The organism is Serratia sp. GW822-FHT06E05, from assembly GCF_058799445.1.
This window is the reverse complement of the sequence record NZ_JBXALM010000008.1, coordinates 53,047-79,506: the sequence shown is the minus strand read 5'-3', so window position 1 is coordinate 79,506 and position 26,460 is coordinate 53,047. Positions and strand designations below refer to the sequence as shown.

Below are 26,460 nucleotides of genomic sequence, written 5' to 3'. Positions count from 1 at the left end.
CGTGGGCGCAGCCCGACGGCTGCGCCCATTAGGCTTATCCCTTGGCTTCCACCACCTCATCTTCCGGCGCTTTGCCATCAATACTGCCACGCCACCCACTCTGCGGTACTCGCGCCAACCGATCCTGATCCTGTTCGATGGCCGCGCTGAGCATTTCTTTCGCCCGCTGCAGGCTGGCAACGCGGAATTCGGTATCCTGATAATTATCCAGCGTGTCTTCCAGCATTTTCAGGTTATAGCGGCGGAAAGTATCCGCTTTTTCCCGCGCCTCGTAGGCGTCCAGCCCCAGCAACTCCAGCGTCTCACGACCAATGCGCAACGAACTTTCAAAAGTTTCACGCTCCGGCTTTTCCACGCCTAACTGACGCAGCTGATACCAGTGATCGACATCACGCGCGCGTGCTACCACTTTTAGGTGCGGGAAGTGCCGTTTGGCCAACTCGGTCAGTTGCAGGTTAGCCTCCACGTCGTCGATGGCGTTGATCAACACCTTGGCGTGCTCGGCACCAGCGGCCTCCAGCAGATCGGCGCGGGTGGCATCACCATAAAACACCTTGGTATCGAACTTGCGCAGCGTTTCAATATGGTCAGGATCGTGATCCAACACCACGGTATGTACGCCATTGGCCAGCAGTAAACGGCCGGCTATCTGACCGAAACGACCAAACCCGGCGATGATCACGCTGGCGTTCTCTTCATCAATCACATCCGCCGGGCGTTCGTCTTTCGGCGTATTTTTCTCGAGCCGTGTTGCCACTACCAGCAGCAGCGGCGTCGCCGCCATCGACAGGGCAACCGCCAGCGTCAACGATTTGGCCCAGTCTGGCGGCAATACTCCGGCCAGTTGAGCGGCGCCGAAGATCACGAAGGCAAACTCACTGCCCTGACCCAGCAGGATCGCGAACATGCCGCGTTGACGCTTCGGTACCCCAAGCCAGGGGCCAATCAGCCACAGCAGCGCCGCCTTGATCAGCATAAAGCCCAGCAGCAGTGAGACGATCAGCAGCGGGTGATGAAACAAGGTACCGAAGTCGATCGACATGCCAACGCCGATAAAGAACAGCCCGAGCAGCAGCCCCTTGAACGGCTGAATATCGCTTTCCAGCGCATGGCGGTATTCAGAGCTCGCCAGCAGCACCCCGGCGAGGAAGGCGCCCATCGCCATCGACAGCCCGGCCATTTCCAGCAGAATGCCAAAGCCGAACACCAGGAACAGCGCCACGGCGCTGAAAACCTCACGCATGCCCGATCGCGCGACAAAATGCAGCAGCGGCCGGGTCACATAGCGTCCCAGCAGTACCACTATTGCCAGCGCACCCACCACTTTGGCCGCTGACAGGGAAAACGCCGCTAACGTAGTAGTAGCACCGCTGCTGGCCAGCAGTGGGATCATCGCTACCAGGGGGATCGCTGCGATATCCTGGAACAGCAGTGCCGCAAACGCACTGCGACCAATCGGCGACGGCGTCAGGTTACGTTCGCTCATGGCCTGCATGGCGATGGCGGTGGATGACAACGCCAGCGTCAGGCCAATCAGCAGCGCCACCTTCCAGTTCAATCCGAGGAAGTAGCAAAAGGCGCTCAGCGCCAATCCGCATGCTGCCATCTGAATAATGCCACCGCCAAATACCGAGGCGCGCAGCGTCCACAGCCGTTTCGGATCCAACTCCAGGCCGATGATAAACAGCATCAGCACCACGCCGATTTCGGCAAAGGTGAGGATCGATTCGGCATCGGAGACCAGCTTCAGCCCCCAGGGGCCAATAATGCAGCCGGCAATCAGGTAGCCCAACACCGAGCCCAGCCCGAGCCGCACCGCAATCGGCACAAACAACGCGGCCGATCCCAAATAGATCAGCCCCTCAATCATCATCTGGTGATTATCCATGCTCAACTCCCTGCTCGGCGGGTTCACCGTGTTCCATCAGATAGGCTACCAGCCGTTGACGGTAGGCTTCCCCTGCAGCAATCAGCGCCGGTTCATTACAGGTAAAGGTGTTATGCACGGCAAAATACGGTTGCCAATGCATACCGCAGTACAGCGCCGTCGCTTGCAGCGGCTGCCCGAGAGCCGCGAAGTTCGGGTAATCGCCCAGCTCGAAATGGTGTTCATCGCCACCGCTGGTCACTGCCCACAGCACATCTTTGCCCACCAGGGCATTGCCTTCATGACCATAGGCCCAGCCGTGCTCCAGCACCTTATCGATCCACAATTTCAGCAGCGGCGGTTGGCTGTACCATTGCATCGGATGTTGCAGCACCACCAGATCGGCGCGCTCCAGTGCCCGCTGTTCGGCATTGATATCGATATTGAAGTCGGGATACAGCTCATACAGCGAGCGTACCTCCACCTCGGGAATATCCTTCACGGCCTGCAGCAGGCGGTGATTGGCATGCGAATGCCGGGGATAGGGATGGGCGTAAATAATCAGAATCATTGTTGTCGTCGTTCCTTCGTTCCATGCCAATACATCAAGCATATACCAATCACACAGGGTGACAGTTTGCTGAATGATTGATAGCGGAAATTTCTAATTCACGACAACAAATTCACTGAACAAGTTAAAAAAATAAGGGCGCTGCAATGAACTGCAGCGCCCTGGCTTTTACGGCATCATCGAATTACTTGGTGATACGCGCGTGCAACTCCTGCACCGAAGTCACCTGTTCGGTCGGATCCGCTTTTAGCGCCATCGCGGTGGCAAAGCCGCCGTTCAGGGTCGTATCGTAATGCACCTTGTACTGCAATGCGCTACGACGGATCAGCTTGGAGTCCTCAATCGCCTGGCGACCGGCGGTGGTGTTGACGATGTAGGTGTATTCGCCATTCTTGATACGGTCCTGAATGTGCGGACGGCCTTCATGCACCTTGTTGACCAGGCGTGGGTTAATCCCCGCTTCGCCCAGCACCACGGCGGTACCGTGAGTGGCATCCAGCTCGAAGCCCTGTTTCAGCAGGCTTGCCGCCAGATCTACTACCCGGGCTTTATCGCCTTCACGCACCGACAGCAGCGCACGGCCCTGTTTTTTCATGCCTGACTGGCTGCCGAGCATCGCCTTGGAGAAGGCCTCGGCGAAGGTACGGCCCACGCCCATCACTTCCCCGGTAGAGCGCATTTCCGGCCCTAAAATCGGGTCGACGCCTGGGAACTTGTTGAACGGCAGCACCACTTCTTTTACCGAGTAGTAAGGCGGGATGACTTCTTCCGTCACGCCCTGCTCAGCCAGGGTTTTGCCTGCCATCACGCGCGCAGCCACTTTGGCCAACGGGACGCCGGTGGCCTTGGAAACAAACGGCACGGTACGCGCGGCGCGTGGGTTGACTTCAATCAGGTAAACTTCATTGTTCTTCACGGCAAACTGCACGTTCATCAAACCGCGCACCTGCAGCTCAAACGCCAGTTTCTCAACCTGCTGACGCATCACGTCCTGAATTTCCTTGCTCAGGGTGTAGGCCGGCAGTGAACAAGCCGAGTCACCGGAGTGCACGCCCGCCTGTTCGATGTGTTCCATGATGCCACCGATCAGCACTCGTTCGCCGTCGCAGATGGCGTCGACGTCGACTTCTACCGCGTCATCCAGGAAGCGGTCCAGCAGCACCGGGGCGTCGTTGGAGACGCTGACTGCGTTTTGGAAGTAACGGCGCAGGTCGATTTCGTCGTAAACGATTTCCATCGCCCGACCGCCCAGCACATAAGAAGGACGTACCACCAGCGGGTAACCGATCCCGGCCGCTTTCTCTACCGCCTGCTCAATGGTTGCCACGGTGGCGTTGGCCGGCTGTTTCAGGCCCAGACGGTGTACCGCCTGCTGGAAACGCTCACGGTCCTCGGCGCGGTCAATCGCGTCCGGGCTGGTGCCGATAATAGGTACGCCTGCGGCTTCCAGCTCGCGCGCCAATTTCAGCGGCGTCTGGCCACCGTATTGCACGATAACGCCTTTCGGCTTCTCGATGCGCACGATTTCCAGCACGTCTTCCAACGTTACCGGCTCGAAGTACAGACGGTCGGAGGTGTCGTAGTCAGTAGACACGGTTTCTGGGTTACAGTTGACCATGATGGTCTCGTAACCGTCTTCGCGCAGCGCCAGCGAGGCGTGCACGCAACAGTAGTCGAATTCGATACCCTGGCCGATACGGTTTGGCCCGCCGCCCAGCACCATCACTTTCGGACGGTCGTTGGTCGGGTTGGACTCGCACTCTTCCTCATAGGTGGAGTACATGTAAGCGGTGTCGGTGGCGAATTCCGCCGCGCAGGTATCCACACGCTTGTAAACCGGGTGCAGGCCATAGCCATGACGCAGCTTGCGGATTTCGCTTTCGGCGACGCCGGCCAAGGTGGCCAGACGCGCATCGGCGAAGCCTTTGCGCTTCAGGGTGCGCAGGAACTCTTTCGTCAGGCCGTTGATGCCGGTAGCGGCAACCTGCTCTTCCAGACGCACCAGCTCTTCAATCTGCACCAGGAACCAGCGGTCTACGTTGGTCAGGTTGAAGACGCCGTCAACGGACAGGCCGGCGCGGAAGGCGTCAGCGATGTACCAGATGCGGTCAGAACCGGCGTCTTTCAGCTCACGACGGATTTTGGTCAGTGCTTCCGGGTCATCCAGGCTCACTTTAGGGTCAAAACCGGTGGCGCCCACTTCCAGCCCGCGCAATGCTTTCTGCAGTGACTCTTGCTGGGTACGGCCAATCGCCATCACTTCGCCGACGGATTTCATCTGGGTAGTCAGACGGTCATTGGCACCAGCAAATTTCTCGAAGTTGAATCGAGGGATCTTGGTCACGACGTAGTCGATGGACGGTTCAAACGACGCCGGCGTACGGCCACCGGTGATGTCGTTCATCAGCTCATCGAGGGTGTAACCCACCGCCAGTTTGGCGGCGATTTTGGCAATCGGGAAGCCAGTGGCTTTAGATGCCAGCGCCGAAGAGCGGGATACGCGCGGGTTCATTTCGATGACGATCAAACGGCCGGTTTTCGGGTTAACCGAGAACTGCACGTTGGAACCACCGGTTTCCACGCCGATTTCACGCAGTACCGCCATCGAGGCGTTACGCATGATTTGGTATTCTTTGTCGGTCAGGGTTTGCGCCGGTGCTACGGTGATGGAGTCGCCGGTATGGATACCCATGGCATCGAAGTTTTCGATCGAACAGACGATGATGCAGTTATCGTTCTTATCGCGCACCACCTCCATCTCGTACTCTTTCCAGCCGATCAGCGACTCGTCAATCAACAGCTCTTTGGTTGGAGACAGGTCCAGACCACGCTCGCAGATCTCTTCGAACTCTTCGCGATTGTAAGCGATGCCGCCACCGGTGCCACCCATGGTAAAGGAAGGACGGATAATGCACGGGAAGCCGACGTCAGCGGCCACCGCCAGCGCTTCTTCCATATTGTGCGCAATACCGGAGCGCGCGGTGTCCAGGCCGATTTTTTTCATCGCCACGTCGAAGCGACGACGGTCTTCTGCTTTGTCGATCGCGTCAGCGGTAGCGCCAATCATGGTCACGCCGAACTCGGCCAGCACGCCCTGACGTTCCAGCTCCAGCGCGCAGTTCAGTGCGGTCTGGCCGCCCATGGTCGGCAGCACGGCATCCGGACGCTCTTTTTCGATGATTTTACGCACCACTTCCCAGTGGATTGGCTCGATGTAGGTCGCATCCGCCATTTCCGGGTCGGTCATGATGGTGGCCGGGTTGGAGTTGACCAGAATAACGCGGTAACCCTCTTCGCGCAGCGCTTTACACGCCTGGGCACCCGAGTAGTCGAACTCACACGCCTGGCCGATAACAATCGGGCCAGCGCCGAGGATCAGGATGCTTTTTATGTCTGTACGTTTTGGCATTTTTTACTGCTCCTGATTATTTGGCGTTAGAACGGTAAGTCTCAATCAGTTCGATAAAGTGATCGAACAGCGGCGCGGCGTCGTGTGGGCCCGGGCTGGCTTCAGGGTGGCCCTGGAAGCTGAACGCTGCTTTATCGGTGCGGTGAATGCCCTGCACCGTGTGGTCAAACAAGGATTTGTGCGTGACGCGCAGTTCGGCCGGCAGGTTGTTTTCGTCTACCGCAAAACCATGGTTCTGCGCGGTGATCATGACGCAGTCGTTATCCAGATCTTTTACCGGGTGGTTGCCGCCGTGGTGGCCAAGCTTCATCTTCACGGTTTTTGCACCGCTGGCCAGAGCCAGCAACTGATGGCCGAGGCAGATGCCAAACACCGGGATATCGGTTGTCAGGAACTGCTTGATGGCGGCGATGGCGTAATCGCATGGCTCCGGGTCACCCGGGCCGTTGGACAGGAAAATACCGTCCGGATCCATCTTCAAGACTTCATCCGCCGGGGTCTGTGCCGGCACCACCGTCAGGCGGCAGCCGCGATCCACCAGCATACGCAGAATGTTGCGCTTGGCGCCGTAGTCATAGGCCACCACGTGGAACGGCAGCTCAGAGGCCGGTTTGGCTTCCGGCAGGTCGCCTTCAAGCGTCCAACTGCCCTGCTGCCAGCTGTAGGCTTCCTGGGTGGTAACTTCTTTCGCCAGATCCATGCCTTTCAGGCCCGGGAAGGCTTTGGCCTTCGCTAACGCCAAGGCGGCATCCGGCGTGTCGGCGGCGATGATGCAGCCGTTCTGTGCCCCTTTCTCGCGCAGCAGGCGGGTCAGCTTGCGGGTATCGATATCGGCAATCGCCACGATGTTGTGACGCTTCAGGTAGTCAGACAGGCCTTCTTCGTTGCGATAGTTGCTGGCAATCAGTGGGAGGTCGCGAATGACGAGGCCTTGGGCGTGTACAGCGGAGGATTCTTCGTCGGAAGCATTGGTGCCGACATTGCCGATATGAGGATAAGTAAGAGTAACGATCTGGCGGGAGTAGGAAGGATCAGTGAGGATTTCTTGATAACCGGTCATCGACGTATTGAAGACCACTTCCCCCACTGCCGTACCCTCTGCCCCGATGGCCCGACCGTGGAATTGGGTTCCGTCTTCGAGAACCAATAGCGCTGACTTAATCAAAACACCCTCCAAGGAATAATCAATCACAATATTTGCATATTAATTCAGATATCACGATCTAAATCAATGCAAAAACCGCCCTCAAGGTCAATTTTTGGCAAATTGGGCGCATTTTAATGATGAGTGCTCCGCTTGTCTACCCAAAGCGCCATTTTTTCTCTTATTTTTGCACTTCTCGGCGTTTAATGGGGTCAGTAGCCATAAAAACACGTCTAAACTCGGGTGAGTAAACGGTTGCGAGCTCTAAAGACAGAAAATCACAATTCCCTGGGCACTTTTCCAGGCAGGAGATACGTTGGGAGGGGAAAAATCATCATAAATTAAAAGTTAATTACAAAAAATAGCAACCAAACAATAAAAACAACCTCAAACACAAATTTATCATGTTAAAAAAAAGGACAATAAAATTATTGCCCGTTAATCATAGCACTATGATTAATACAGCCACATCACGATGGCATACAAATCAATTATAACTGGTCCAAACCGAGCACATCACGCATATCAAACAGACCTTTATCATGGCCTTTAAGCCATATCGCAGCCTTAACCGCACCACTGGCAAAAGTCATGCGGCTGGAGGCCTTATGGGTGATTTCTACCCGCTCACCGATGTCGGCGAACATGGCGGTGTGTTCACCGACGATATCGCCAGCGCGAATAGTGGCAAAGCCAATGCTCTTCGGATCGCGTTCACCGGTATAACCTTCACGCGCATACACCGCGCACTCTTTCAGATCGCGCCCCAATGCGCCGGCAATCGCCTCGCCCATCGCCAAAGCCGTCCCCGAAGGAGCGTCTACCTTATGACGATGATGCGCTTCAACAATCTCAATATCGGTATAGTCGCCCATCACCTGCGCAGCTTTTTCCAGCAGCTTTAACACCAGGTTCACGCCCACGCTGAAGTTGGCGGCGAAGACGATGCCAATCTGCCCAGCCGCGGCACGGATGGCTTCTTTACCCACATCATCGAAACCGGTGGTGCCAATCACCACGGCTTTTTTGTGCTCGACGCAGAAAGCCAGGTACGCCAGGGTGCTTTCCGGACGGGTGAAGTCGATCAGGATATCGAAATCGTCGGCCACTTTTTCCAGGCTGTCGCTGACGGTTATGCCCAGCGCACCAATGCCCGCCAGTTCACCGGCGTCGGTCCCAATCAGGCTTGAACCTGGGCGCGATACTGCCGCCCCCAAAACCACGCCCTGCGCCTGATGTACCGCCTGGATCAATTGGCGGCCCATACGGCCGCCGGAACCCGCAATCGCAATGCGGATGGGTGAATCAGTCATACTTGCTCTCTTGTTGATTGATTTCATTACCCTAAATAATTGGAGCTGTATCAAGGCGGCAAGCGAGCTTATCCCAATGAGCTTACTTCAGTAAGTGATTCGGGTAAGTGAGCGCAGTCAACACAGATACAGCTTCAAGTATGACGGGTATATCGGTTCAGGGTAACTGCCTCGTCCTATCATCGCCAGAGGATTCATTTCATAATTAGAAAATTATGATATCCCCCACTTTTCATCAGTAATGCTGTCAATGGGTTAACAATCAGGCCGATCAACGCCCATTGACGATTGTACATAAACATGCAATTTGAACCGGTGAAATTTGCATGAAAAAACGCTCGTTTTCTTCATTCAAACCGGCACAGGTACCACCAGCACGCCGCTTAGCTTAGTATAGGGCGCAACTGCCGCTTTAATTACCTGAGAACCACGGATGAAAACCGCGCAAACCACCATATCGGAAACCCTGACGCAAGATTTGGCCCGCCGCATCATCAGTGGCGATCTGCCGCCTGGGCTGTCGCTGCCGGGGGAGAATGAATTGGCCTTGCAGTATTCGGTTTCACGCACTTCGGTACGTAACGCGTTGCAGGTGCTGGCGGCGAAGGGGTTGGTCTCCATTCAGGCCAAGAAGCGCAGCACCGTCAATGCCCGCGAGCAATGGAGCTTTTTGGATCCTGACGTACTGAGCTGGTTGGCGGAAGGCAGTCTCGACCAACAACTGGTCGAACAATTGATGGTTACCCGTCTGATCTTTGAACCGAATATCGCGGCATTAGCGGCCGTTAACGCCACCGGTCATGACCTGGCCGCGCTGGAAGATGCTTGCAAACTCATGTCACAAGGGCAACAGCAGGCCTGTCGCCAACTCTTCGAGCAGGGCGATATGGCATTTCACCTTGCCTTGCTGGGCGCCAGCCACAATCCTTTTTTGTATTCATTGGGGAGCGCACTTTCTGCGGCCATGGCGCTCTCTTTCCAGCAAACGCTGGAAGAAGATATCCGGCTGACCAAAAGTGCGGTTGAAGAGCACCAACAATTGCTGGAGGCCATTCGCTTCAAACAGGTAGAAACCGCACGCCAGCGCATGCGTGTCATTCTGCTCAATGCGGCCAAAAAGAATCACTGGCAGCAGCAACCGGAAATGTTCGCCCACATCCTCTAAAAATCCCTCTTTGCTGTAATTTCGATCGCCCTCACAGATCCTGAGCAATTTTCGCTCTAGCATTCTTGTATGACAAGACTGCATGGTTTGTATTACTTTAATGAATAACAACTGGATTGGTATCGATTGGGGCACCACTAACTTCCGCGCTTTTTTAATGTGTGGGGAGCAATGCCTAAGTAACCTCAGCCATCCCTGCGGGTTGCTGGCCGTGGAAAAAAACCGGTTTGCCGACACCCTGCATACCTTATTGCAGCCCTGGTTAGTCGAACATGGCGCTTTGCCGGTGGTCATGGCCGGCATGGTGGGATCACAACAGGGGTGGCATGAGGTTGCCTACATAACCCAGCCGTGCGGCCTGAAAAGTTTGGCGGCTGGGGCCATGAAATTCACCACTGACTGGGGTAGCCCAGCGTGGATCATTCCCGGCGTTCAGGGGCTGGGGCTGGCTCAGCAGCCCGAAGTGATGCGAGGAGAAGAAGTGCAGCTGCTCGGTTTGGCCAGACGACATCCAGCGGCGCAATGCCTGGCAATTTTACCCGGAACCCACAGCAAGCATGTTCAGTTGAATCAGGGAGAAATCGGCCACTTCTCAACCTTTATGACCGGCGAACTGTTCTCGTTGCTCAGCCGGCACTCCATTTTGGGCAACGCCCTGCCGGAACAACAGGAGGACGCGCAGGCGTTCATCCTCGGGGCCGATACGGCACGCAGCGGTGCCCCCCTCAGCCACCTGATTTTCTCGGCACGTACCCGCCGCCTCAGCGGTGAAATCGCCGCGGAAAATATACACAGCTACCTTTCCGGCTTGTTGATCGGTAATGAGCTTCAGGCGCTGCCCGCGCACCAGCCCATCTGGGTTGTCGCCAGCCCCCCGCTGGTTGCGCGCTACCAAATGGCGGCGGAACCCCTGGGCCTGTCATTGCGCGCCACGGATGGCGATAGCTGCTTTATCAACGGATTAAGTCAACTGTATCCCCTACTACAAGGAACCGCCCAATGAGCCCAGAGATCTTCCTCCAACAGTGGCAGCAACAGCCGCTCCCCCTGGTCGCTATTTTGCGTGGCATCACGCCTGAGGAGGCTGAGCCCGTCGCCGAAATTCTGCTGGACTGCGGCTTCCGTTTTCTGGAGGTACCGCTTAATAGCCCCACCCCGTACGACTCTATTCGCGTGATCAGGAAAACCGTCGGCGACAGGGGTTTTGTCGGCGCCGGCACCGTCCTGAACGTCCAGCAGGTTGAAGAGGTGGCCAAAGCCGGGGGACAACTGATTATTTCCCCCAATACCGACGCCGCGGTGATCGGCCATTCCCGTTATTTGAATCTGATTAGCATGCCCGCCGTGGCCACCCCTTCCGAAGCCTTCTGCGCCCTTGCCGCCGGAGCCAGCGGATTGAAGCTGTTCCCGGCAGAAAGTATTACCCCAGCGGTAACCAAGGCGCTGCGTGTCGTGCTTCCCCAAAGACTGGTTTGCTTGCCGGTAGGAGGGATCCAACCGGATCCCCTGCAGATGCGCGCCTATATCCAGGCGGGCAGCAACGGGTTTGGGCTGGGAGGCGGACTCTATCAACCCGGCATCAGCCTGGCGGCATTACGTCAACGCGCGCTGGCCTATCAGGCCGCCTGGCGTCAATCGGTGGGGTAACACCTCACGCCTCAGTACCGTACTGCCGCAGCCCAAGGCTGCCGATCGCTCCTTGAATACGCCGGCATAACCCGGCTAATAAAAATAAATCAGAGGAAACCATCATGAAGCTGACCACGGAAAATCCAACGGCGGAACAGGCCGCTGAAACGCGGGTGTACGGTAAAATTACTCGCCGTCTGATCCCTTTCCTGATTTTGTGCTATTTCTTCGCCTATCTGGACCGCGTTAACGTCGGGTTCGCCAAGCTGCATATGCAAGACGCCCTGAGCTTCAGCGATACCGTCTATGGTCTCGGTGCCGGCATTTTCTTCATCGGCTATTTTATTTTTGAGCTGCCAAGCAACCTGCTGATGCAACGCTTCGGGCCGCGCTTTTGGATTGCCCGCATCATGGCCACCTGGGCGATCCTGTCCGCGGCCATGATGTTTGTCACCACGCCAACCACCTTCTATGTATTGCGTTTTCTGCTTGGCGTGGCCGAGGCCGGCTTTTTCCCCGGCATCGTGTTCTATTTAACGCTGTGGTTCCCTTCATGGCGTTCCGCCCGCACGCTGGGGCTGTTCATTCTGGTTACACCGCTGTCGGTGATTATCGGCAGCCCGCTTTCAGGTTTGATCCTCAAACTGTTCGAAAATGTCGGCGGTTTACACAACTGGCAGTGGTTGTTCCTGGTCGAGGCCATTCCCTCTTTCTTGCTGGCCTTTGTGGTGCTGCGTTACCTGGATAACAACGCGGCTGAAGCCAAATGGCTCACCGCCGAAGAAAAACAGATCGTGCAAACCGATCTGGCCAAGGATCGCGCCAACCGGGATCGCGCAGCAAATGGCAAAGCAGCCCATAGCCTGAAAGAGATGCTGGCTAACCGCTATGTCTGGCTGTTGGCGTTGATTTTTTTCAGTTTCAACGTCGGTTATTACGGCGTCAGTTTCTGGTTACCTTCCATTATCAAAACCTCAGGCATCAGCGACGATTTCCAAATCGGCCTGCTGGCTGCGTTGCCTTACGTGTTTGGCGCCGTCTTTATGATCTGGAACAGTCGCCATTCCGATCTTAAGCAGGAACGTCGCTGGCATATCGCCATCCCGGCGGTGATTGGCTGCATCGGCCTGACGTTGAGCGCTTACTGCAGCGGCTCCACCTTCTGGATGATGACGTGGATATGCGTAGCAATGTCCGGCACCCTGGCGCTGATCCCTACCTACATCAGCCTGCCCGGCACCCTGCTTTCCGGCACCGCCGCCGCTGCCGGTATTGCTCTGGTGAATTCTGTCGGCAACCTCGCGGGTTTCTTCGGCCCCACGGTGCTCGGCTGGCTGAAAGATCAAACCGGACAAACCGACAGCGGCCTGTACATTCTGGCGGGCTTCCTGTTGCTCTGCGCCCCGTTGATTTTCATGCTGCCGGCCAAACTGGTCTCCCCTAAAAAAAACCATGACTTGCAACACCAACATATTGCTCAGTCTGACGCTGACAATCCTTTAAATATCACTGAGAGATCTTGATTATGAGCGGATGTGGAACCTGTAGCAGCGGCGGTTGCGGCTCGCATTTCAACCCCATTCTGGAAGGCGATGATGGCGCGCTGAAGCGTGCGCTATACAAATCCATGGGGCACAGTGACGAGCAACTGCGCCGTCCGGTGATCGCCGTGGTCAACAGCTATACCAACGCGACAGCCGGCCACGCCAATCTGAATGAGCTGACGGCCAAGGTATTGCAGGGCATTGAAGAAGCCGGTGGGGTCGGCATGGTGTTCGGCACCATCGCTCCCTGTGACGGTATCGCCGAAGGGCATCTCGGCATGCGCTACATTCTGGCCGCTCGTGAAGTGATCACCGCCTCCATCGAAGTGATGATGCGTGCCCATCGTTTCGACGGCATGGTGTTACTTGGCTCCTGCGACAAAATTGTCCCCGCCATGCTGATGGCGGCGGCACGGCTGGATATTCCGGCCATCATGGTTAACGGCGGGCCGATGTACCCGGCTGAATATAAAGGCAAACACTGGGACGGCAACATCGTCACCGAGGCCATCGGTTGGAAGATGCGCGGCGAAATCGATGAGGCGGAATTTGCCCATATCGAAAATATCGCCGAACCCGGCCCGGGTTCCTGCACCATGTACGGCACCGCCAACACTATGTGCTGCATCGGTGAAGTGTTGGGTATGAGCCTGCCTGGCAGCAGCACGCTGCCGGCGGTTTCGGCCGAACGCCGCGAGTGCGCTATCGAAACCGGGCGCACCGCGGTGGAACTGGTATTGAATGGCGTCAATGCCCGCCAAATTATCACCGCCGAGTCGATCCGCAATGCGGTGATCTACCTGCTGGCCACCGGCGGCTCCACCAATGCCATTCTGCATCTGCAAGCCATTCATTACGAAGCGGAATTAGGCCATCTGCCGCTGTCCGTCTTCGATGAGTTGAGCCACCAGGTACCGCTGGTTGCCTCGCTCTATCCGGCCAGTGAACATGACATGATTGATTTTTGGGAAGCGGGTGGCGTACCGGCAGTAGAGCTTGAGATTGCCAAACTGCTCGATCTCAATGCGTTAACCGTCACCGGCAAAACCAAAGCTGAACTGCTGGTGGAAACCCGGCCAAGCCGCCGCCCGGAAGTCATCCATACCCTGGCCATTCCGGTGCGGAATGAAGCTGGCGTTGCCGTGCTGCACGGTAATTTGTCACCGTTGGGCTGCGTGGTGAAACCTGCGGCAGTGCCGGAAAATTTGATGCGCTTCCGGGGGCCCGCCGTGGTGTTCAACAGCGAGCAGGAGTCCGTCGAGGCGATTATGTCCGGCCAGATTAAGCCGGGTAGCGCCCTGGTCTTGCGCTATGAAGGGCCTAAAGGTGGCCCCGGCATGCCGGAAATGTATAAGCCGATGAAATCGCTGGAAGGCATGGGCCTGGCTGACAGTTGCGCTCTGATCACCGACGGCCGTTTCTCCGGCTCCAACCGCGGGCTGTTTGTCGGCCATATCTCGCCTGAAGCGGTGGACGGCGGCGAGCTGGCATTAGTGCAAGACGGTGACGAAATATCCATCGATATTCCCGCGCGTACTCTTACACTGCACGTTGACGAGACGATGTTGGCGCAGCGGCGCCAAAACTGGCACCCCGTGGACAAAGAAGTGCCGCGCGGCTTCCTGCGTTTATATCGTCGCTGGGCTTTACCTGCTGCGCAGGGTGCCGTACTGGCCGATCGGGAGGAGGAATAATGGGCCGTTACCAAGCTATCGACATTGAAGGGGTCAACCCTATCGTCGCCATGCCGTTCAAGGCCAATGGCGAAATCGACCCGCTGAGTTTTACCCAGTTGCTGGAGCATCTGGCAGCAACCGGCGTTCAGGGAATGACGCTGTTTGGCATCGCCAGCGAATTCCCGAAGCTCGAGGAGCCTGAGCGTGAACGCCTGGCGGAGATATTTATCAGCGAACTGGCAGGAGCCCCGCTGTATCGCGCTATCTCGGTCACCGATCACAGCAGCGAAGTCGCCGTCAAACGCGCTCGTCATTATCAAGCTCTGGGCGCCGACGCTTTGATGCTGCTGCCCCCCTTTTTCCTTCAACCCAGCCCACAGGCGATCCAGCAGCATATTTTCGCCGTTCTGGAGGCCGTAGACATCCCGGTAATGGTGCAATACGCGCCGAGTGAAACCGGTATGCCGATCACCCCGCAACAATTGGCCGACGTGGCAGCCCGCTATCCCCATGCGGTGTTCAAAATTGAATGTAATCCGCCGGTGGAATACACCAAAGAATTTCTGCAACTGGCCCCTGAAGCCAACGTGCTGAACGGCTATGCCGGGCTTTATATGTTGCAGATGTTGGCGGCGGGCGGCAAAGGCGTGATGCCGGGTTGCTCGTTCAGCGAGATTTACCTGCGTATTTATCGCCATTGGCAGGCCGGTGAAGTGGAACAAGCGAATAGGCTGCATCAGGCATTGTTGCCTTACATCCAACGCTGGATGAGTCACTGCGAATACATCATTCAGATCGAAAAGACCGTCCTGCAACGACGCAATATCATCGCCACCGATTACTGTCGCCACCCCGGTTGGCAACTGACTGCAGAAGATCGGCTGATGATCGACCGATTTTTAAGTCAATTTTCCCTGTGACCACAGTGGCAGTCCATCGCGATTGTGATGGACTGCCGAATACAAAAAATGGGGGCCGAAGCCCCCGTGATAAAAGCGACTTAAGCGGTTAACGCCGCCACCTCTTCGGCAATCGCCGCCAGCGCATCATGGCGAGCATAATCGGCCTGAACCCATGCCGCATGCTGTCGGTAGGCTGGTTGCGTCAGGATCTGCTGCACGGCATGGCGCAGCTGCGATTCGTCCGGATTGCTGGTGTGCAGATTAATGCCGCAGCCAGCTGCCACCACCCGAGCAGCCGCCTCTAGCTTGTCCTCGCCGGTACCGGCGATAATCAACGGCACGCCCTGATCCAACGCGTAGTTGATTGAGCCGTAACCGCCGTTGGTGATCAGCACTGCGGCCTGCGGCAGCCAGCGTTCGAAAGAGATAAACTCCCGCACTCTGGCATTGTCCGGCAGCCGCTCCAACAGCCCGTCGACCGAACGCCCCCCGGTGGTCGCCAGCACCCGTACCGGTAACTGTGCCAGCGCCTTCAGCGTCGGAACAATCAACTGATGCAGATCGACATTCGCCAACGTGCCCTGGCTGACAATCACCAGCGGCCGTTGGTCCGTCTCATCCCAGAGGGCTTCGCTCGGCAGTTGCATCGGGGCGCTGCGCAACGGGCCAATAAATCGCACGCCGGCCGGCAAATCGTCACGCCGATATTCCAGCGCAGGGGTCGCCAGTTGCAAGAAACGATCGCAACCGCCAATCAAGGCATCGCTAAAGGGTTGGTGCAGCGGCCTGCCACCGGATTGCGTCATCGCGGCGTCAAAACTCTGCTGCACCTCATCAATCAAGGCACGCGTGGCGTCATCCACCAGCTGTTCGCGACGTAGCTCCCGCGGCAACAGCGCCGGAGGAATGCGCGGCCCGTAGAAGATGGAATCTTCAGACGAGAATGACAGCGGCGTTACGCCAATACCGATAACCGGAGGGCGATCTTCCGCCTGCAGCAGCGGCAATACCCCGTAGAAACAGTTTTCCACCATCAGCAGATCGGTAGCCTCGGCGGCGATCACCGTACGCAACTGTTGATTCAGCAACGGGATTGGAGCGGCGAAAAAGTCTTTCAACGCCAGCGCCATCTGCACATTGCCCGGCGGCAGTGCAGCGCGTTCAGGAAAGTGTTCCTCGAGATAGCGATAGTCGAAATCGACCTTGGGATCGAAGGCAACAAACTTCGCCCCTATCGCCTCCGCACGTTCACGGAACAACGCGCCGGTCATCACCCGAACCTGGTGCCCTTGCGCAATCAGGTGCCGGGCAATGCCCAGCATCGGGTAGACGTGACCGGGCGTTGCCACGGCGGTCATCAGAATACGTGCCATAACTCTTAAGCCTCTGCGTTGGCCGGTTTCAGCGCCAGATTGGCGCACACCGGGTTGCTCTGTATATGAACCCGTTGTAAATGGCGGGCCGAGCGGGCGGTAAAGCCTTCACGCCCGTGCAGCAGCGAGAAGTTATCTGCGATCACCACATCACCCTGCTGCCACTGGTGGGCGTAATAGTGGCGCGGATCGTAGAGATGCTGCTGCAGAGTCTGATGGAACGCTTCCTGCTGATCTTCCGGCACCCCGTGATATTCCAGCGCATGCTGGTTGAGGAATTTCTTCCCTTCTGTCGGCGGTTCGTTGTAGCGCATGATCAGCCCACTACCGCTCGGGTGCGTCACCACCAGCGGCGAACACACCTCACCACCGTAGTGCACCACCTGCTTGATGCGGTATGAGATAGACACCGTCAGCCACTGAGCCAGCTGCGACTCATCGGCATTGGCCAGCAGGCGCGTGGTATCGACAAAGGTAGTGCAACCCCCTTCATCCTGCGAGGGCGCGGCTACACAGTGAAACAGCTGAAATTCCGGGATGGTCGGTTTATACATGCCGTCCCAGTGCAGCGGCACATAGCTGCTGTCGAAAATATGGTCCTTGGCGTCTGGATGTTCTTTCACATCCAGCACCGCGCCGAAGGGCCACATCATGATCTCACCCCAATTGCCGGCATAACGGGTCAATACCCGCGGATCGGTAAAACCGGAATCGAAGCCGCGCAGCACCAACAGGTGATGCTGCTGTGCCAGCGTCCGCAGCGCCGCTACCGGCAGCTCGCTGATGGATTGCCCCGGGCGTTCAGGGGTCAATACGGCGCCAAAGGGGCTATTGAGTTCAATACGGCAGTTCAATTGTTGATTGTCCATCGGTGACTCTCCTTGAAGCAAATTTGCTGCTCACACGGCAACCGTGCCGTTAAAAGACGCTCGCCAAGATAGCGGGCGTAAGGTGGCGCGTTACACCACTTGAGGTTGTTCAATCAGGTAATGGCTTGGCGTACCGCGGATCGCCACCAATTCGCCCTCTAACTCCTGAGCGTCTTTGCGTTTCATCAGTACGAACTGTCCGTTGACGTTAGCCGCGACCCCGTGCCACGGTGTCAACCAGTCGTCCTTGGTTGGCATCATATGAATGCCTATTTTCAGACTGTCGGCAGGCTGCGGGTGGATCGACAAGCGGATCGCCGCCGGAAAATGCTGAGCCAGCAGATTACCCCAGGCCCAGCTGCGTTGAATCACGCCGCAGGCCCGCAGCTTGGCGTCTTTCTGCAACGCGGCATTCGAGCCGCTGTAGCCGGGCAGTTGACTGTCTTCATACAGGAAGCGGGTAATGGCGCGGTACAGTTGCAGCCCCTGCTCGCTTTCCATCAGCTGTTGTTTGATTGCCGACTCCGATTCGGCATAACCGTCGACCAGCAACTGGCGCAGCAAGTCGTAGTCGTCAGTGTGTTCCGCCAGCCCTTCCACGTCCCCCAGGTTGAACACGCTCAGATGCGTGGCCCCAACCTCATGCAGCAGAGTTTCAATTTCGCGCTGATAGTGGTTGATGGCATCGTCACTGACGCGGATTAAATCGCCGAAGACATGACCATCCGAACAGATGACAATATGCGCACCCGGCGGATAATAAAGCTGAATACGCTGGCAGAGGGAATTAAGGAATATCAACGATAAGCGTTCCGCCATATCGGGTACCGCACCGATCACCTTATTAGTATTGGGTGATTTTGTCGGAAAGGCCGGCAGTACAAACTCAATCCGCCGTTGTTGTTCAATGAATGCCCGGATGCGCGGCAATTGCACCTGAGTGACCAGTCGCTCCTCGTCGGAATTTGATGTTTCTATCCCTGGGAATCGGCGCCGATATTGCAATAGCTCATGAAGGATCTTTAACGATATTTTTTCAATACGGGCACTGTCCACAATTAACTCCTGTTCAGATTATGGCGCAGGTGATTTATTCACAAACGCAATAAGACTTTTCGAAAAAAGAGGCATCACCAGGGAATAATACTCACTGCTGATATTTATCTGCTTCAGGCAATATAGAAGAGATGGTGCTATATTATTAGCCCGTATAATTAACAATCTTGGTTAAGTTGAACTTAACAAACTATGAGTAATATTCTAAAACGCATGGCCATTTTTTCTAAAGTTGTCGATTGCGGCGCGTTCAGCATGGCAGCCAAGGAATTAGGCATTACCACCTCTGCCGTCAGCCAGCATATCCGCCTGTTGGAAAACGAGCTCGGCATTCAATTACTTCTGCGTTCTACTCGCTCACTGAGCCTGACCGAAGCCGGGCTCTGTTTTTATGAAGATTGCGTTTTAATGCTGCATGCCGCCGAGCGGGGGCAACAACGTATCGCCGCCCTGCGCGGCGAACTGAGCGGTGAATTGCGCGTCGCGACCTCTACCGAGTTCGCCACTCACTATTTGGTGCCTGCACTGCAAAGCTTCCTTGATGAACACCCGCGCATCACGCTGAGGCTGGAGATCCACGACGAGAAAATCGACCTGATAGGACAGCGTATTGATCTGGCGATCCGTGGCGGTGTATTGGCTGATTCCAGTTACGTTTCAACCCGCCTTGCGCGCTTTCGTGAGGTATTATGTGCATCACCAGCCTACCTTGCGGGACATGGTATTCCCGAGAGCCCACAAGCGTTAACCCGGCATCAATGGGTGACTTTTACCCCCTTGGGCAACCCGCAATTTGTTCGCCTGCTCCACCACAACGGCGATGAACATCGGCTACGAATGACCGGGCGTCTATTTACCAATAACGGTATGGCCATGAAAGAACTGGCGCTGGCGGGCAAAGGGATCATCCGTAATTTCTTTGTCAATGTTGAGCGTGAATTACACAATGGCGATTTGGTGGAAATCCTGCCTGAATGGCGATTACCAGAGATTAATTGCTATGCAATTATGCCGCGACGGGACAGCCAACCTTTAAAAGTTCGCCGTTTGCTTGAGCATATGAAAATCCATCTGCAGCAAAAGGAGAAAAATTCTTTAAACCAGTTGCGAACTTAATTAAATAAACAGTGTCTGCAACGACAATTAATTTAGTTATTTAACCTCTCAGCCCTTTGCTGACCAACACCAGACTTTATTTAGATTGCAGACTAATGATATTAGTCTTAATAACTTTATTATTGCCTATATAAGCGCTTCATTTTTCATTAATTCAAATTGTCAGAACAAATTTGACTTTAAATAACAGAAAATTTGAATTACATCCTATTACTTCCTCTCGATCTAATATTGCCCCCCGTCCCCCGATCCACAAATGCAAAACGGGGAGCCTAAGCTCCCCGTTCATTTATTTACCACTGTGGCCTAGTCAACCTGCCGGATATCGACCCGCAGCTCTTTTGGCACTTCAAACACGATATTCTCTTCACGGCCGCTGACTTCATGGACGTTAAGGCCGCCCAAGGCTTTCAGACGGGCGATCACGTCCTGTACCAGCACGTCAGGGGCGGAAGCACCGGCGGTAACGCCGATGTTACTCGCGTTCTTCAACCAGGCTTCCTGAATATCCGCGGCGGAATCGATCAGGTAGGCCGGCTTGCCAACGCGCTGAGCCAATTCAGCCAGACGGTTGGAGTTGGATGAGTTCTTCGAGCCCACCACTAACACCACGTCCGCATCCCCGGCCAGGTTCCGTACCGCTTCCTGGCGGTTGGTCGTGGCATAGCAGATGTCGTCCTTACGTGGCCCGATGATGCTCGGGAAGCGCTTGCGCAAGGCGTCGATCACGTCAGAAGTGTCATCCACCGACAGCGTGGTTTGCGTCATAAAGCACAGGTTGCTTTCATCCTTCACCTGCAGCTTCCACACGTCGTCCGGCGACTCAACCAGATACATGCCCCCCTTCGGGTTGCTGTACTGGCCCATGGTGCCTTCCACCTCCGGATGGCCAGCATGGCCAATCAGGATAGCCTCAGTGCCACGACGGCTGGCGCGCGCCACCTCCATATGCACTTTGGTTACCAGCGGACAAGTTGCGTCAAACAGCATGGTCAGATCGCGCGCCTTGGCTTCCGCCCGTACCGCTTGGGAAACCCCGTGCGCCGAAAAGATCAGAATCGACCCATCCGGCACTTCACCGATCTCCTCAATAAACACCGCCCCGCGCTCGCGCAGGCTGTCCACCACATAGCGGTTATGCACCACTTCGTGGCGTACATAGATAGGCGCACCGTAAATTTCCAGTGCGCGCTCTACTATGCTGATCGCACGATCAACCCCGGCGCAGAAGCCACGTGGGTTAGCCAGCAATATTTGCATGCGTCTCCTCCTGCACGGGATCAATCTCCAGCACTTCAATATCGAAGCTCACCGGATGGCCCGCCAGCGGATGGTTGAAATCAACGGTAATCGAATCTTCCGCAACTTCACGCACCACGCCCGGCATTTCACTGCCGTCGACGGCGGTAAACAGCATGATGGTGCCCACATCCGGTACCCCAGTCTCCGCGAAATCGCGACGTGAGAAGTACTGGACCAGGTCCGGGTTCTCTGCACCGAATGCGGCTTCCGGCTGCAAGGTAAAGGCGCACTTGTCGCCCGCACGCAGGCCAATCAACTCCGCTTCCAGCGGTGCTGAGAGGCTGCCGTCACCCAGACGGAACAGCGCCGGTTTGCCGCTGCTACGGGTAGATTCTGCGGTCGAACCGTCTTCCAGTTTCAGCGTAAAGTGAACCAGCACTGCGCTGCTACCGTTAACCTGAACCGTCATATTACTCACCTTTACTCTTTGCGCTTTTGCTCGCCGGCGACAAGAAGCCTTCAAGCACGATCATCGCCGCCCCCACGCAGATAAAGCTATCCGCCAGATTGAAGGTCGGGTAGTGCCAGTCGCCTACGTAGAAGTCGATGAAATCGACCACGAAACCGTGCCACAGGCGATCGAACAGGTTGCCGAGCGCCCCGCCGATGATAAAAGCATAGGCAATATTATTCAGCTTTTGCTGCGCCTGACTGCGGTACATCATCACCAACAGCACCGCAACGATAGCGACGGCGATGCCGGCAAAGAACCAGCGCTGCCAGCCGCCGTGATCGGCGAGGAAGCTGAAGGCGGCGCCGTAATTGCGCGCATAAAACAGATTGAACGACGGGATCAGCGGCTGGGACTGGCCCAGCACAAAGTTACCGAGGATCCACTGTTTGCTGGCGAAATCCAGTACCACCACCACCACCACCAGCCACAGCCAGCGCAGACCGGTCGAACAGATTGGTTTACTCATTTAGGCAAACTTACGCTTTTCGCCGTCACCGGCTACGTTGATCACACAGCGGCCGCAAAGATCTGCATGCTCCGCCACCAGGCCGATATCGGTGGTGTAATGCCAGCAGCGCGGGCACTTCTCACCTTCTGCGGTGCTGAAGGCAATTTTCAGACCTTTCACCAATTCTGCTGTTTGTGCATCCGCCGGCGCATCGGCCAGTGGAGCAACGCGCGCCGCCGAGGTCAGCAACACAAAGCGCAGCTCATCCTGCAGACTGTTAAGACGTTCGGCCAGCTCGGTATCAGCATACAGCGTGACCGCCGCTTCCAGAGAACCCCCCAGGCGTTTGTCGGCACGTGCCTGTTCCAGCACCTTGTTCACTTCGCCGCGCACTTTCAGCAGCTCGGCCCAGAAGGCGTCGTTCATGCCTTCACCTTCGGCCAAACCGAAGAGACCGTCGTACCATTCTTCAGTGAACACGTACTGCGCACGTTTGCCTGGCAGGAAGCTCCAGATTTCATCGGCGGTGAACGACATGATCGGCGCCATCCAGCGAACCAGCGCTTCCGCGATGTGGAACAATGCGGTCTGGCAGCTGCGGCGAGCAACGCTGTCGCTCTTCGCGGTGTACTGACGATCCTTGATGATATCCAGATAGAAGGAGCCCATCTCGACCGAGCAGAACTGCATCAGGCGCTGCACTACTTCATGGAAGTCATAGTTGGCGTAAGCCTGTTCGATATCCTTCTGCGCCGCCAGTGCACGGCCCACCGCCCAGCGATCCAGTACCACCATGTCTTCCGGGGCCACGCAATCGGTGCTTGGCTCAAACCCGTTCAGGTTGGCCAACAGGAAACGCGCGGTGTTACGGATGCGACGATAAGAATCGGCAGAACGCTTGAGGATCTCGTCGGACACCGCGATTTCACCGGTGTAGTCGGTAGACGCCACCCACAGGCGCAGGATGTCGCCACCCAGCTTGTTCATCACGTCTTGTGGACTAACGGTGTTGCCGATGGACTTGGACATCTTGCGGCCCTGACCGTCAACGGTGAAACCGTGGGTCAGCACTTCTTTGTATGGCGCCTTGCCCTTCATCGCGGTGGAAATCATCAACGATGACATAAACCAGCCGCGGTGCTGATCGGAGCCTTCCAGATACATGTCGGCACCGTGGCCCTGGAATTCCGGACGCACGTCAACCACGGAAGAGTGGGTAGAACCGGAGTCGAACCACACGTCCAGGGTGTCTGGCACTTTGACGTAGTCGGCAGCATCCGCGCCGAGAATATCGGCAGCGTCCAGATCCCACCAGGCTTGAATGCCGTCTTGCTCAACGCGCTTCGCCACTTCTTCCATCAGCTCAACGCTACGTGGGTGCAGTTGTTCAGTGTCTTTGTGCACAAACAGCGACATCGGCACGCCCCAGGTACGCTGACGCGAAATACACCAGTCCGGGCGATTGGCCACCATGGTTTCGATACGTGCCTGGCCCCATTCCGGGATCCACTGCACGCCTTTGATCTCTTCCAGCGACTGCTGACGCAGGCCTTTCTGGTCCATGCTAATGAACCACTGTGGCGTTGCGCGGAAGATGATCGGCGTTTTGTGGCGCCAGCAGCATGGATAGCTGTGAACCAGTTTTTCAACGTGCAACAGTGCGCCTTTGTCACGCAGCAGATCTACGATCAGATCGTTGGCTTTGAAGACAAACTTGCCGTCCAGTAACGGATGAGTGCCGGTCAGGTAGCAGCCGTTCGGCCCTACCGGGTTGGCAATCTCCAGACCGTATTTCTGGCTGATGACAAAGTCATCCGGACCGTGGCCACCGGCGGTATGGACCGCACCGGTACCGGCATCCAGCGTGACGTGTTCGCCCATGATCGCCGGCACGTCGAAGCCCATGAACGGGTGTTCGAAGCGCATCAACTCCAGATCGGCGCCTTTGCAGCTGCCCAGCACGGTCCATGAGCTGATACCGGCGCGCTTCATCACGCTTTCTACCAGCTCAGCCGCCAGGATCAGGCACTGGCCTTCGACCTGTACCAGTTGATAAGCAAATTCAGGGTGCAAAGAGATCGCGCGGTTAGCCGGCAAGGTCCACGGCGTGGTGGTCCAGATCACCAGAGAAACCGGGCCGTTGAAGCTGGTGACGCCAAATTTGGCCGCCACGGCAGCCGCGTCAACCGCGTGGAAAGCCACATCGATCGACGGCGAAGTCTTGTCGTAATATTCCACTTCCGCTTCCGCCAGCGAAGAGCGGCAGTCGGTACACCAGTGCACCGGCTTGGCGCCTTTCAGCAGGTGGCCGTTGTCGATGATTTTGCCCAACGCGCGGATGATATTGGCTTCGGTTTTGAAGTCCATGGTCAGGTACGGGTGATCCCAGTCGCCCAACACGCCCAGACGGATAAAGTCTTTTTTCTGGCCTTCAACCTGCTCTGCGGCGTACTCACGGCACTTCACACGGAATTCCGCGGCGGTGAGTTTCTCACCCGGTTTGCCGTATAGCTGTTCAACTTTCAGTTCGATCGGCAGGCCATGGCAGTCCCAACCCGGAACGTAAGGCGAGTCGAAGCCGGACATCCCTTTCGACTTGATAATAATGTCTTTGAGAATCTTGTTAACCGAGTGACCAATGTGAATGCTGCCGTTCGCATACGGAGGGCCGTCATGCAAAATGAAGGATTTTTTGCCCTTTTTGGCAGTACGAATAATCCCGTACAGATCCTGTTCATACCAACGTTGCAGCATGCCAGGTTCACGCTTGGCCAGATCGCCGCGCATCGGGAACCCTGTTTCCGGCAAGTTCAGGGTATTCTTGTAGTCACTCATGAGATTCTCGTTTCCGTTTTCGGCTATTTACCCGTCACACTTCAAGCTGCATCTTTGTTGGCTGCCCTTTCTTACCCGAATCACTTGCCTGTGCAAGCTCATCGGGGTTCGCGCGGTTGCCGCCGCGATGCCACTCGAATTGTTTAGGATAAACGATTAAACCAGTGTTTTTAACCCGAAGAACTTTCGGGCCGTCACCACATCATTGGCGATTTGCTGCTTCAGGGCATCGAGCGAAGCAAAACGCTGTTCATTGCGCAATTTCGCGCGGAGCACCACGTCTATATGGCGCCCGTAAAGATCCATTGTGACATCCAGCAGGTGGACTTCCAGCTGCTGACGTACACCGGCAACGGTTGGGCGCGTGCCGATATTGGCTACGCCAGGGAGCGGCTCAGGCCCCAGACCATAAACTTCTACCGCATAAACCCCTTTCACCGGGGCAACCAGGCGCTTCAGCGGCAGGTTGGCGGTCGGGAAGCCGATGGTGCGACCCAGCTCATCGCCGTGCACCACCCGACCAGAAATGCTGTACGGGTGGCCCAGCAGCGTCTCCGCCTGCGCCAGGTCGTCATCGCGCAGCGCATTGCGGATCGCCGTGCTGCTGATGCGTTGATCGCCCTCGCGGAAGGTCGGCGTGCTGATCACTTCAAAGCCGTATTCTTTCCCGGCTTTTTGCAATAGCGGAAAATCACCCTGGCGGGTAGCGCCAAAGCGAAAATCATCCCCGACCATCAGGAATTTCACGCCCAGTTTTTCCACCAGCAGGTCGGCGACGAACGCCTGTGCCGTGTTGGCGGCAAAACGCGGATCAAACTTGACGCACAGCAGGTAATCAACGCCCGCCTGCGCCAGGTATTTAGCCTTGTCACGCAAACGCGTGAGACGGGCCGGTGCCTTGTCCGCTGCAAACATTTCCAGCGGCTGCGGCTCAAAGATCATGACCATCACTGGCAGCCCGAGGCGTTGCCCCTCTTGTTTCAGCTGCTCCAGCAACGCTTGGTGACCGCGGTGTACGCCGTCAAAGTTGCCGATGGTGAGCACGCAACCATGGTGGCGTGCCCGGATATTGTGAATGCCGCGAATTAGCTCCATAGCTGGCTCAAAACAGTGGAAATCGCCGGATTATACCTTGTACAGCGGTTAAGGTTAACCCGCGATTGGTGCCTTTATGTAATAGACATACCATACCGGAGATAATCTGCAGGTGAAACGCCCTAACCGCAGTTTATCCGGCGTCATCCGGGTGATTACCGACTGCGGCCAATGGGTTGCGACCACCGTGGCAAATCATTGGTGAATTTTCTCGCGAAAGACTGTATTCCCATGACCGAAGCTGGTAAAATCCTGCGCCATCACAACGTAGCAAGTGCCGCCCGTACAAACGGCGCTTATTTGCACAAATTCATTGACAAACGCAGGCTAAAAGGGCATATTCCTCGGCCTTCGAATTGTCCTCAATAGAATATATTTGGGAGTTGGACCTTGGCTAATATCAAATCAGCTAAGAAGCGCGCCGTACAGTCTGAGAAGCGTCGTAAGCATAACGCTAGCGGCCGCTCAATGATGCGTACCTACATCAAGAAAGTAGAAGCTGCTATCGCCACTGGCGACAAAGAAGCTGCGCAAGCTGCTTACGCTGTAATGAAACCAATCGTGGACCGCAAGGCTGCTAAAGGCCTGATCCACAAAAACAAAGCAGCACGCCATAAGTCAAACCTGTCGGCGCGCATCAACGCTTTGTAATAAGCATCGTGTTGTCTGCTTGAAAAAAAACCGGCTCAGGC

Annotated in this window: 21 protein-coding genes; 8 read left to right on the top strand and 13 right to left on the bottom strand. The window is 56.2% G+C overall.

Features of this window, described 5'->3' with window-relative positions:
• Nucleotides 1-34: 34 nt before the first annotated feature.
• The 5 genes from kefC to dapB form a co-directional block, all read right to left on the bottom strand.
• Entirely contained in the window at nucleotides 35-1,888 is a 1,854-nt protein-coding gene (kefC, locus tag AC1RKC_RS17855; protein WP_493092657.1) for a glutathione-regulated potassium-efflux system protein KefC, read from the bottom strand.
• On the bottom strand, nucleotides 1,881-2,438 hold the full coding sequence (gene kefF, locus AC1RKC_RS17850) for a glutathione-regulated potassium-efflux system oxidoreductase KefF (protein ID WP_020825168.1): 558 nt from the start codon (nucleotides 2,436-2,438) through the stop codon (nucleotides 1,881-1,883). The genes kefC and kefF overlap by 8 nt, the downstream gene beginning before the upstream one ends.
• Nucleotides 2,439-2,622: 184 nt before the next feature.
• Nucleotides 2,623-5,847, bottom strand: a complete 3,225-nt coding sequence (carB, locus tag AC1RKC_RS17845; RefSeq protein WP_115060124.1) for a carbamoyl-phosphate synthase large subunit — start codon at nucleotides 5,845-5,847, stop codon at nucleotides 2,623-2,625.
• A 16-nt stretch (nucleotides 5,848-5,863) separates the two neighbouring features.
• Nucleotides 5,864-7,012, bottom strand: a complete 1,149-nt coding sequence (gene carA / locus AC1RKC_RS17840) for a glutamine-hydrolyzing carbamoyl-phosphate synthase small subunit (protein WP_071844605.1) — start codon at nucleotides 7,010-7,012, stop codon at nucleotides 5,864-5,866.
• 470 nt (nucleotides 7,013-7,482) lie between these two features.
• Complete coding sequence (dapB, locus tag AC1RKC_RS17835) at nucleotides 7,483-8,304, bottom strand: 4-hydroxy-tetrahydrodipicolinate reductase (protein ID WP_493092656.1); 822 nt, start codon at nucleotides 8,302-8,304, stop codon at nucleotides 7,483-7,485.
• 433 nt (nucleotides 8,305-8,737) lie between these two features.
• Here dapB and AC1RKC_RS17830 point away from each other — a divergent pair, with 433 nt between their 5' ends.
• From AC1RKC_RS17830 to AC1RKC_RS17805, 6 genes are all read left to right on the top strand, one after another.
• The gene (locus AC1RKC_RS17830; RefSeq protein WP_493092655.1) at nucleotides 8,738-9,469 is read left to right on the top strand and encodes a FadR/GntR family transcriptional regulator; all 732 of its coding nucleotides are present in this window, start codon (nucleotides 8,738-8,740) and stop codon (nucleotides 9,467-9,469) included.
• Nucleotides 9,470-9,569: 100 nt separating this feature from the next.
• Complete coding sequence (locus AC1RKC_RS17825) at nucleotides 9,570-10,472, top strand: 2-dehydro-3-deoxygalactonokinase (RefSeq protein ID WP_493092654.1); 903 nt, start codon at nucleotides 9,570-9,572, stop codon at nucleotides 10,470-10,472.
• Nucleotides 10,469-11,116, top strand: a complete 648-nt coding sequence (locus AC1RKC_RS17820) for a 2-dehydro-3-deoxy-6-phosphogalactonate aldolase (RefSeq protein WP_020825162.1) — start codon at nucleotides 10,469-10,471, stop codon at nucleotides 11,114-11,116. Before AC1RKC_RS17825 ends, AC1RKC_RS17820 begins: the two co-directional genes overlap by 4 nt.
• A gap of 104 nt (nucleotides 11,117-11,220) precedes the next feature.
• On the top strand, nucleotides 11,221-12,621 hold the full coding sequence (locus AC1RKC_RS17815) for an MFS transporter (protein ID WP_493092653.1): 1,401 nt from the start codon (nucleotides 11,221-11,223) through the stop codon (nucleotides 12,619-12,621).
• Nucleotides 12,622-12,623: 2 nt separating this feature from the next.
• Nucleotides 12,624-14,336, top strand: coding sequence for a dihydroxy-acid dehydratase (ilvD, locus tag AC1RKC_RS17810; protein WP_493092652.1), 1,713 nt, complete (start codon nucleotides 12,624-12,626; stop codon nucleotides 14,334-14,336).
• Complete coding sequence (locus tag AC1RKC_RS17805) at nucleotides 14,336-15,238, top strand: dihydrodipicolinate synthase family protein (RefSeq protein WP_261139419.1); 903 nt, start codon at nucleotides 14,336-14,338, stop codon at nucleotides 15,236-15,238. The genes ilvD and AC1RKC_RS17805 overlap by 1 nt, the downstream gene beginning before the upstream one ends.
• Nucleotides 15,239-15,318: 80 nt before the next feature.
• Here the strand turns inward: AC1RKC_RS17805 and AC1RKC_RS17800 are convergent, their stop codons facing one another.
• The 3 genes from AC1RKC_RS17800 to pvcA form a co-directional block, all read right to left on the bottom strand.
• Nucleotides 15,319-16,578, bottom strand: coding sequence for a glycosyltransferase (locus tag AC1RKC_RS17800; RefSeq protein WP_493092678.1), 1,260 nt, complete (start codon nucleotides 16,576-16,578; stop codon nucleotides 15,319-15,321).
• A gap of 20 nt (nucleotides 16,579-16,598) precedes the next feature.
• Nucleotides 16,599-17,462, bottom strand: coding sequence for a TauD/TfdA dioxygenase family protein (locus AC1RKC_RS17795; protein ID WP_020825157.1), 864 nt, complete (start codon nucleotides 17,460-17,462; stop codon nucleotides 16,599-16,601).
• A 90-nt stretch (nucleotides 17,463-17,552) separates the two neighbouring features.
• Nucleotides 17,553-18,518, bottom strand: coding sequence for an L-tyrosine isonitrile synthase (gene pvcA, locus AC1RKC_RS17790; RefSeq protein ID WP_041414184.1), 966 nt, complete (start codon nucleotides 18,516-18,518; stop codon nucleotides 17,553-17,555).
• Nucleotides 18,519-18,710: 192 nt separating this feature from the next.
• Between pvcA and AC1RKC_RS17785 the strand changes: the two genes are divergently transcribed.
• Nucleotides 18,711-19,634: a LysR family transcriptional regulator gene (locus AC1RKC_RS17785; protein ID WP_041414183.1), complete on the top strand. Its 924-nt coding sequence runs from the start codon at nucleotides 18,711-18,713 to the stop codon at nucleotides 19,632-19,634.
• Nucleotides 19,635-19,940: 306 nt separating this feature from the next.
• On the opposite strand, the gene ispH is transcribed toward AC1RKC_RS17785, so the two are convergent.
• The 5 genes from ispH to ribF all read right to left on the bottom strand — a co-directional run bounded on the left by ispH (nucleotide 19,941) and on the right by ribF (nucleotide 25,768).
• Nucleotides 19,941-20,894, bottom strand: coding sequence for a 4-hydroxy-3-methylbut-2-enyl diphosphate reductase (gene ispH / locus AC1RKC_RS17780; RefSeq protein ID WP_020825154.1), 954 nt, complete (start codon nucleotides 20,892-20,894; stop codon nucleotides 19,941-19,943).
• A complete protein-coding gene (gene fkpB / locus AC1RKC_RS17775; RefSeq protein WP_020825153.1) occupies nucleotides 20,875-21,345 on the bottom strand; it encodes an FKBP-type peptidyl-prolyl cis-trans isomerase in 471 nt (156 codons plus the stop codon). The genes ispH and fkpB overlap by 20 nt, the downstream gene beginning before the upstream one ends.
• Before the next feature lies 1 nt (nucleotide 21,346).
• Nucleotides 21,347-21,856, bottom strand: coding sequence for a signal peptidase II (gene lspA, locus AC1RKC_RS17770; protein WP_490649766.1), 510 nt, complete (start codon nucleotides 21,854-21,856; stop codon nucleotides 21,347-21,349).
• A complete protein-coding gene (gene ileS, locus AC1RKC_RS17765) occupies nucleotides 21,857-24,673 on the bottom strand; it encodes an isoleucine--tRNA ligase (protein WP_129941555.1) in 2,817 nt (938 codons plus the stop codon).
• A 156-nt stretch (nucleotides 24,674-24,829) separates the two neighbouring features.
• Nucleotides 24,830-25,768, bottom strand: a complete 939-nt coding sequence (ribF, locus tag AC1RKC_RS17760; protein WP_020825150.1) for a bifunctional riboflavin kinase/FAD synthetase — start codon at nucleotides 25,766-25,768, stop codon at nucleotides 24,830-24,832.
• A 390-nt stretch (nucleotides 25,769-26,158) separates the two neighbouring features.
• On the opposite strand from ribF, the gene rpsT reads away from it, so the two are divergent.
• Nucleotides 26,159-26,419 carry a 30S ribosomal protein S20 gene (gene rpsT, locus AC1RKC_RS17755; protein WP_012005147.1) on the top strand — a complete coding sequence of 87 codons (261 nt, stop codon included), beginning with the start codon at nucleotides 26,159-26,161 and terminating at the stop codon, nucleotides 26,417-26,419.
• The last annotated feature ends 41 nt before the right edge of the window (nucleotides 26,420-26,460 follow it).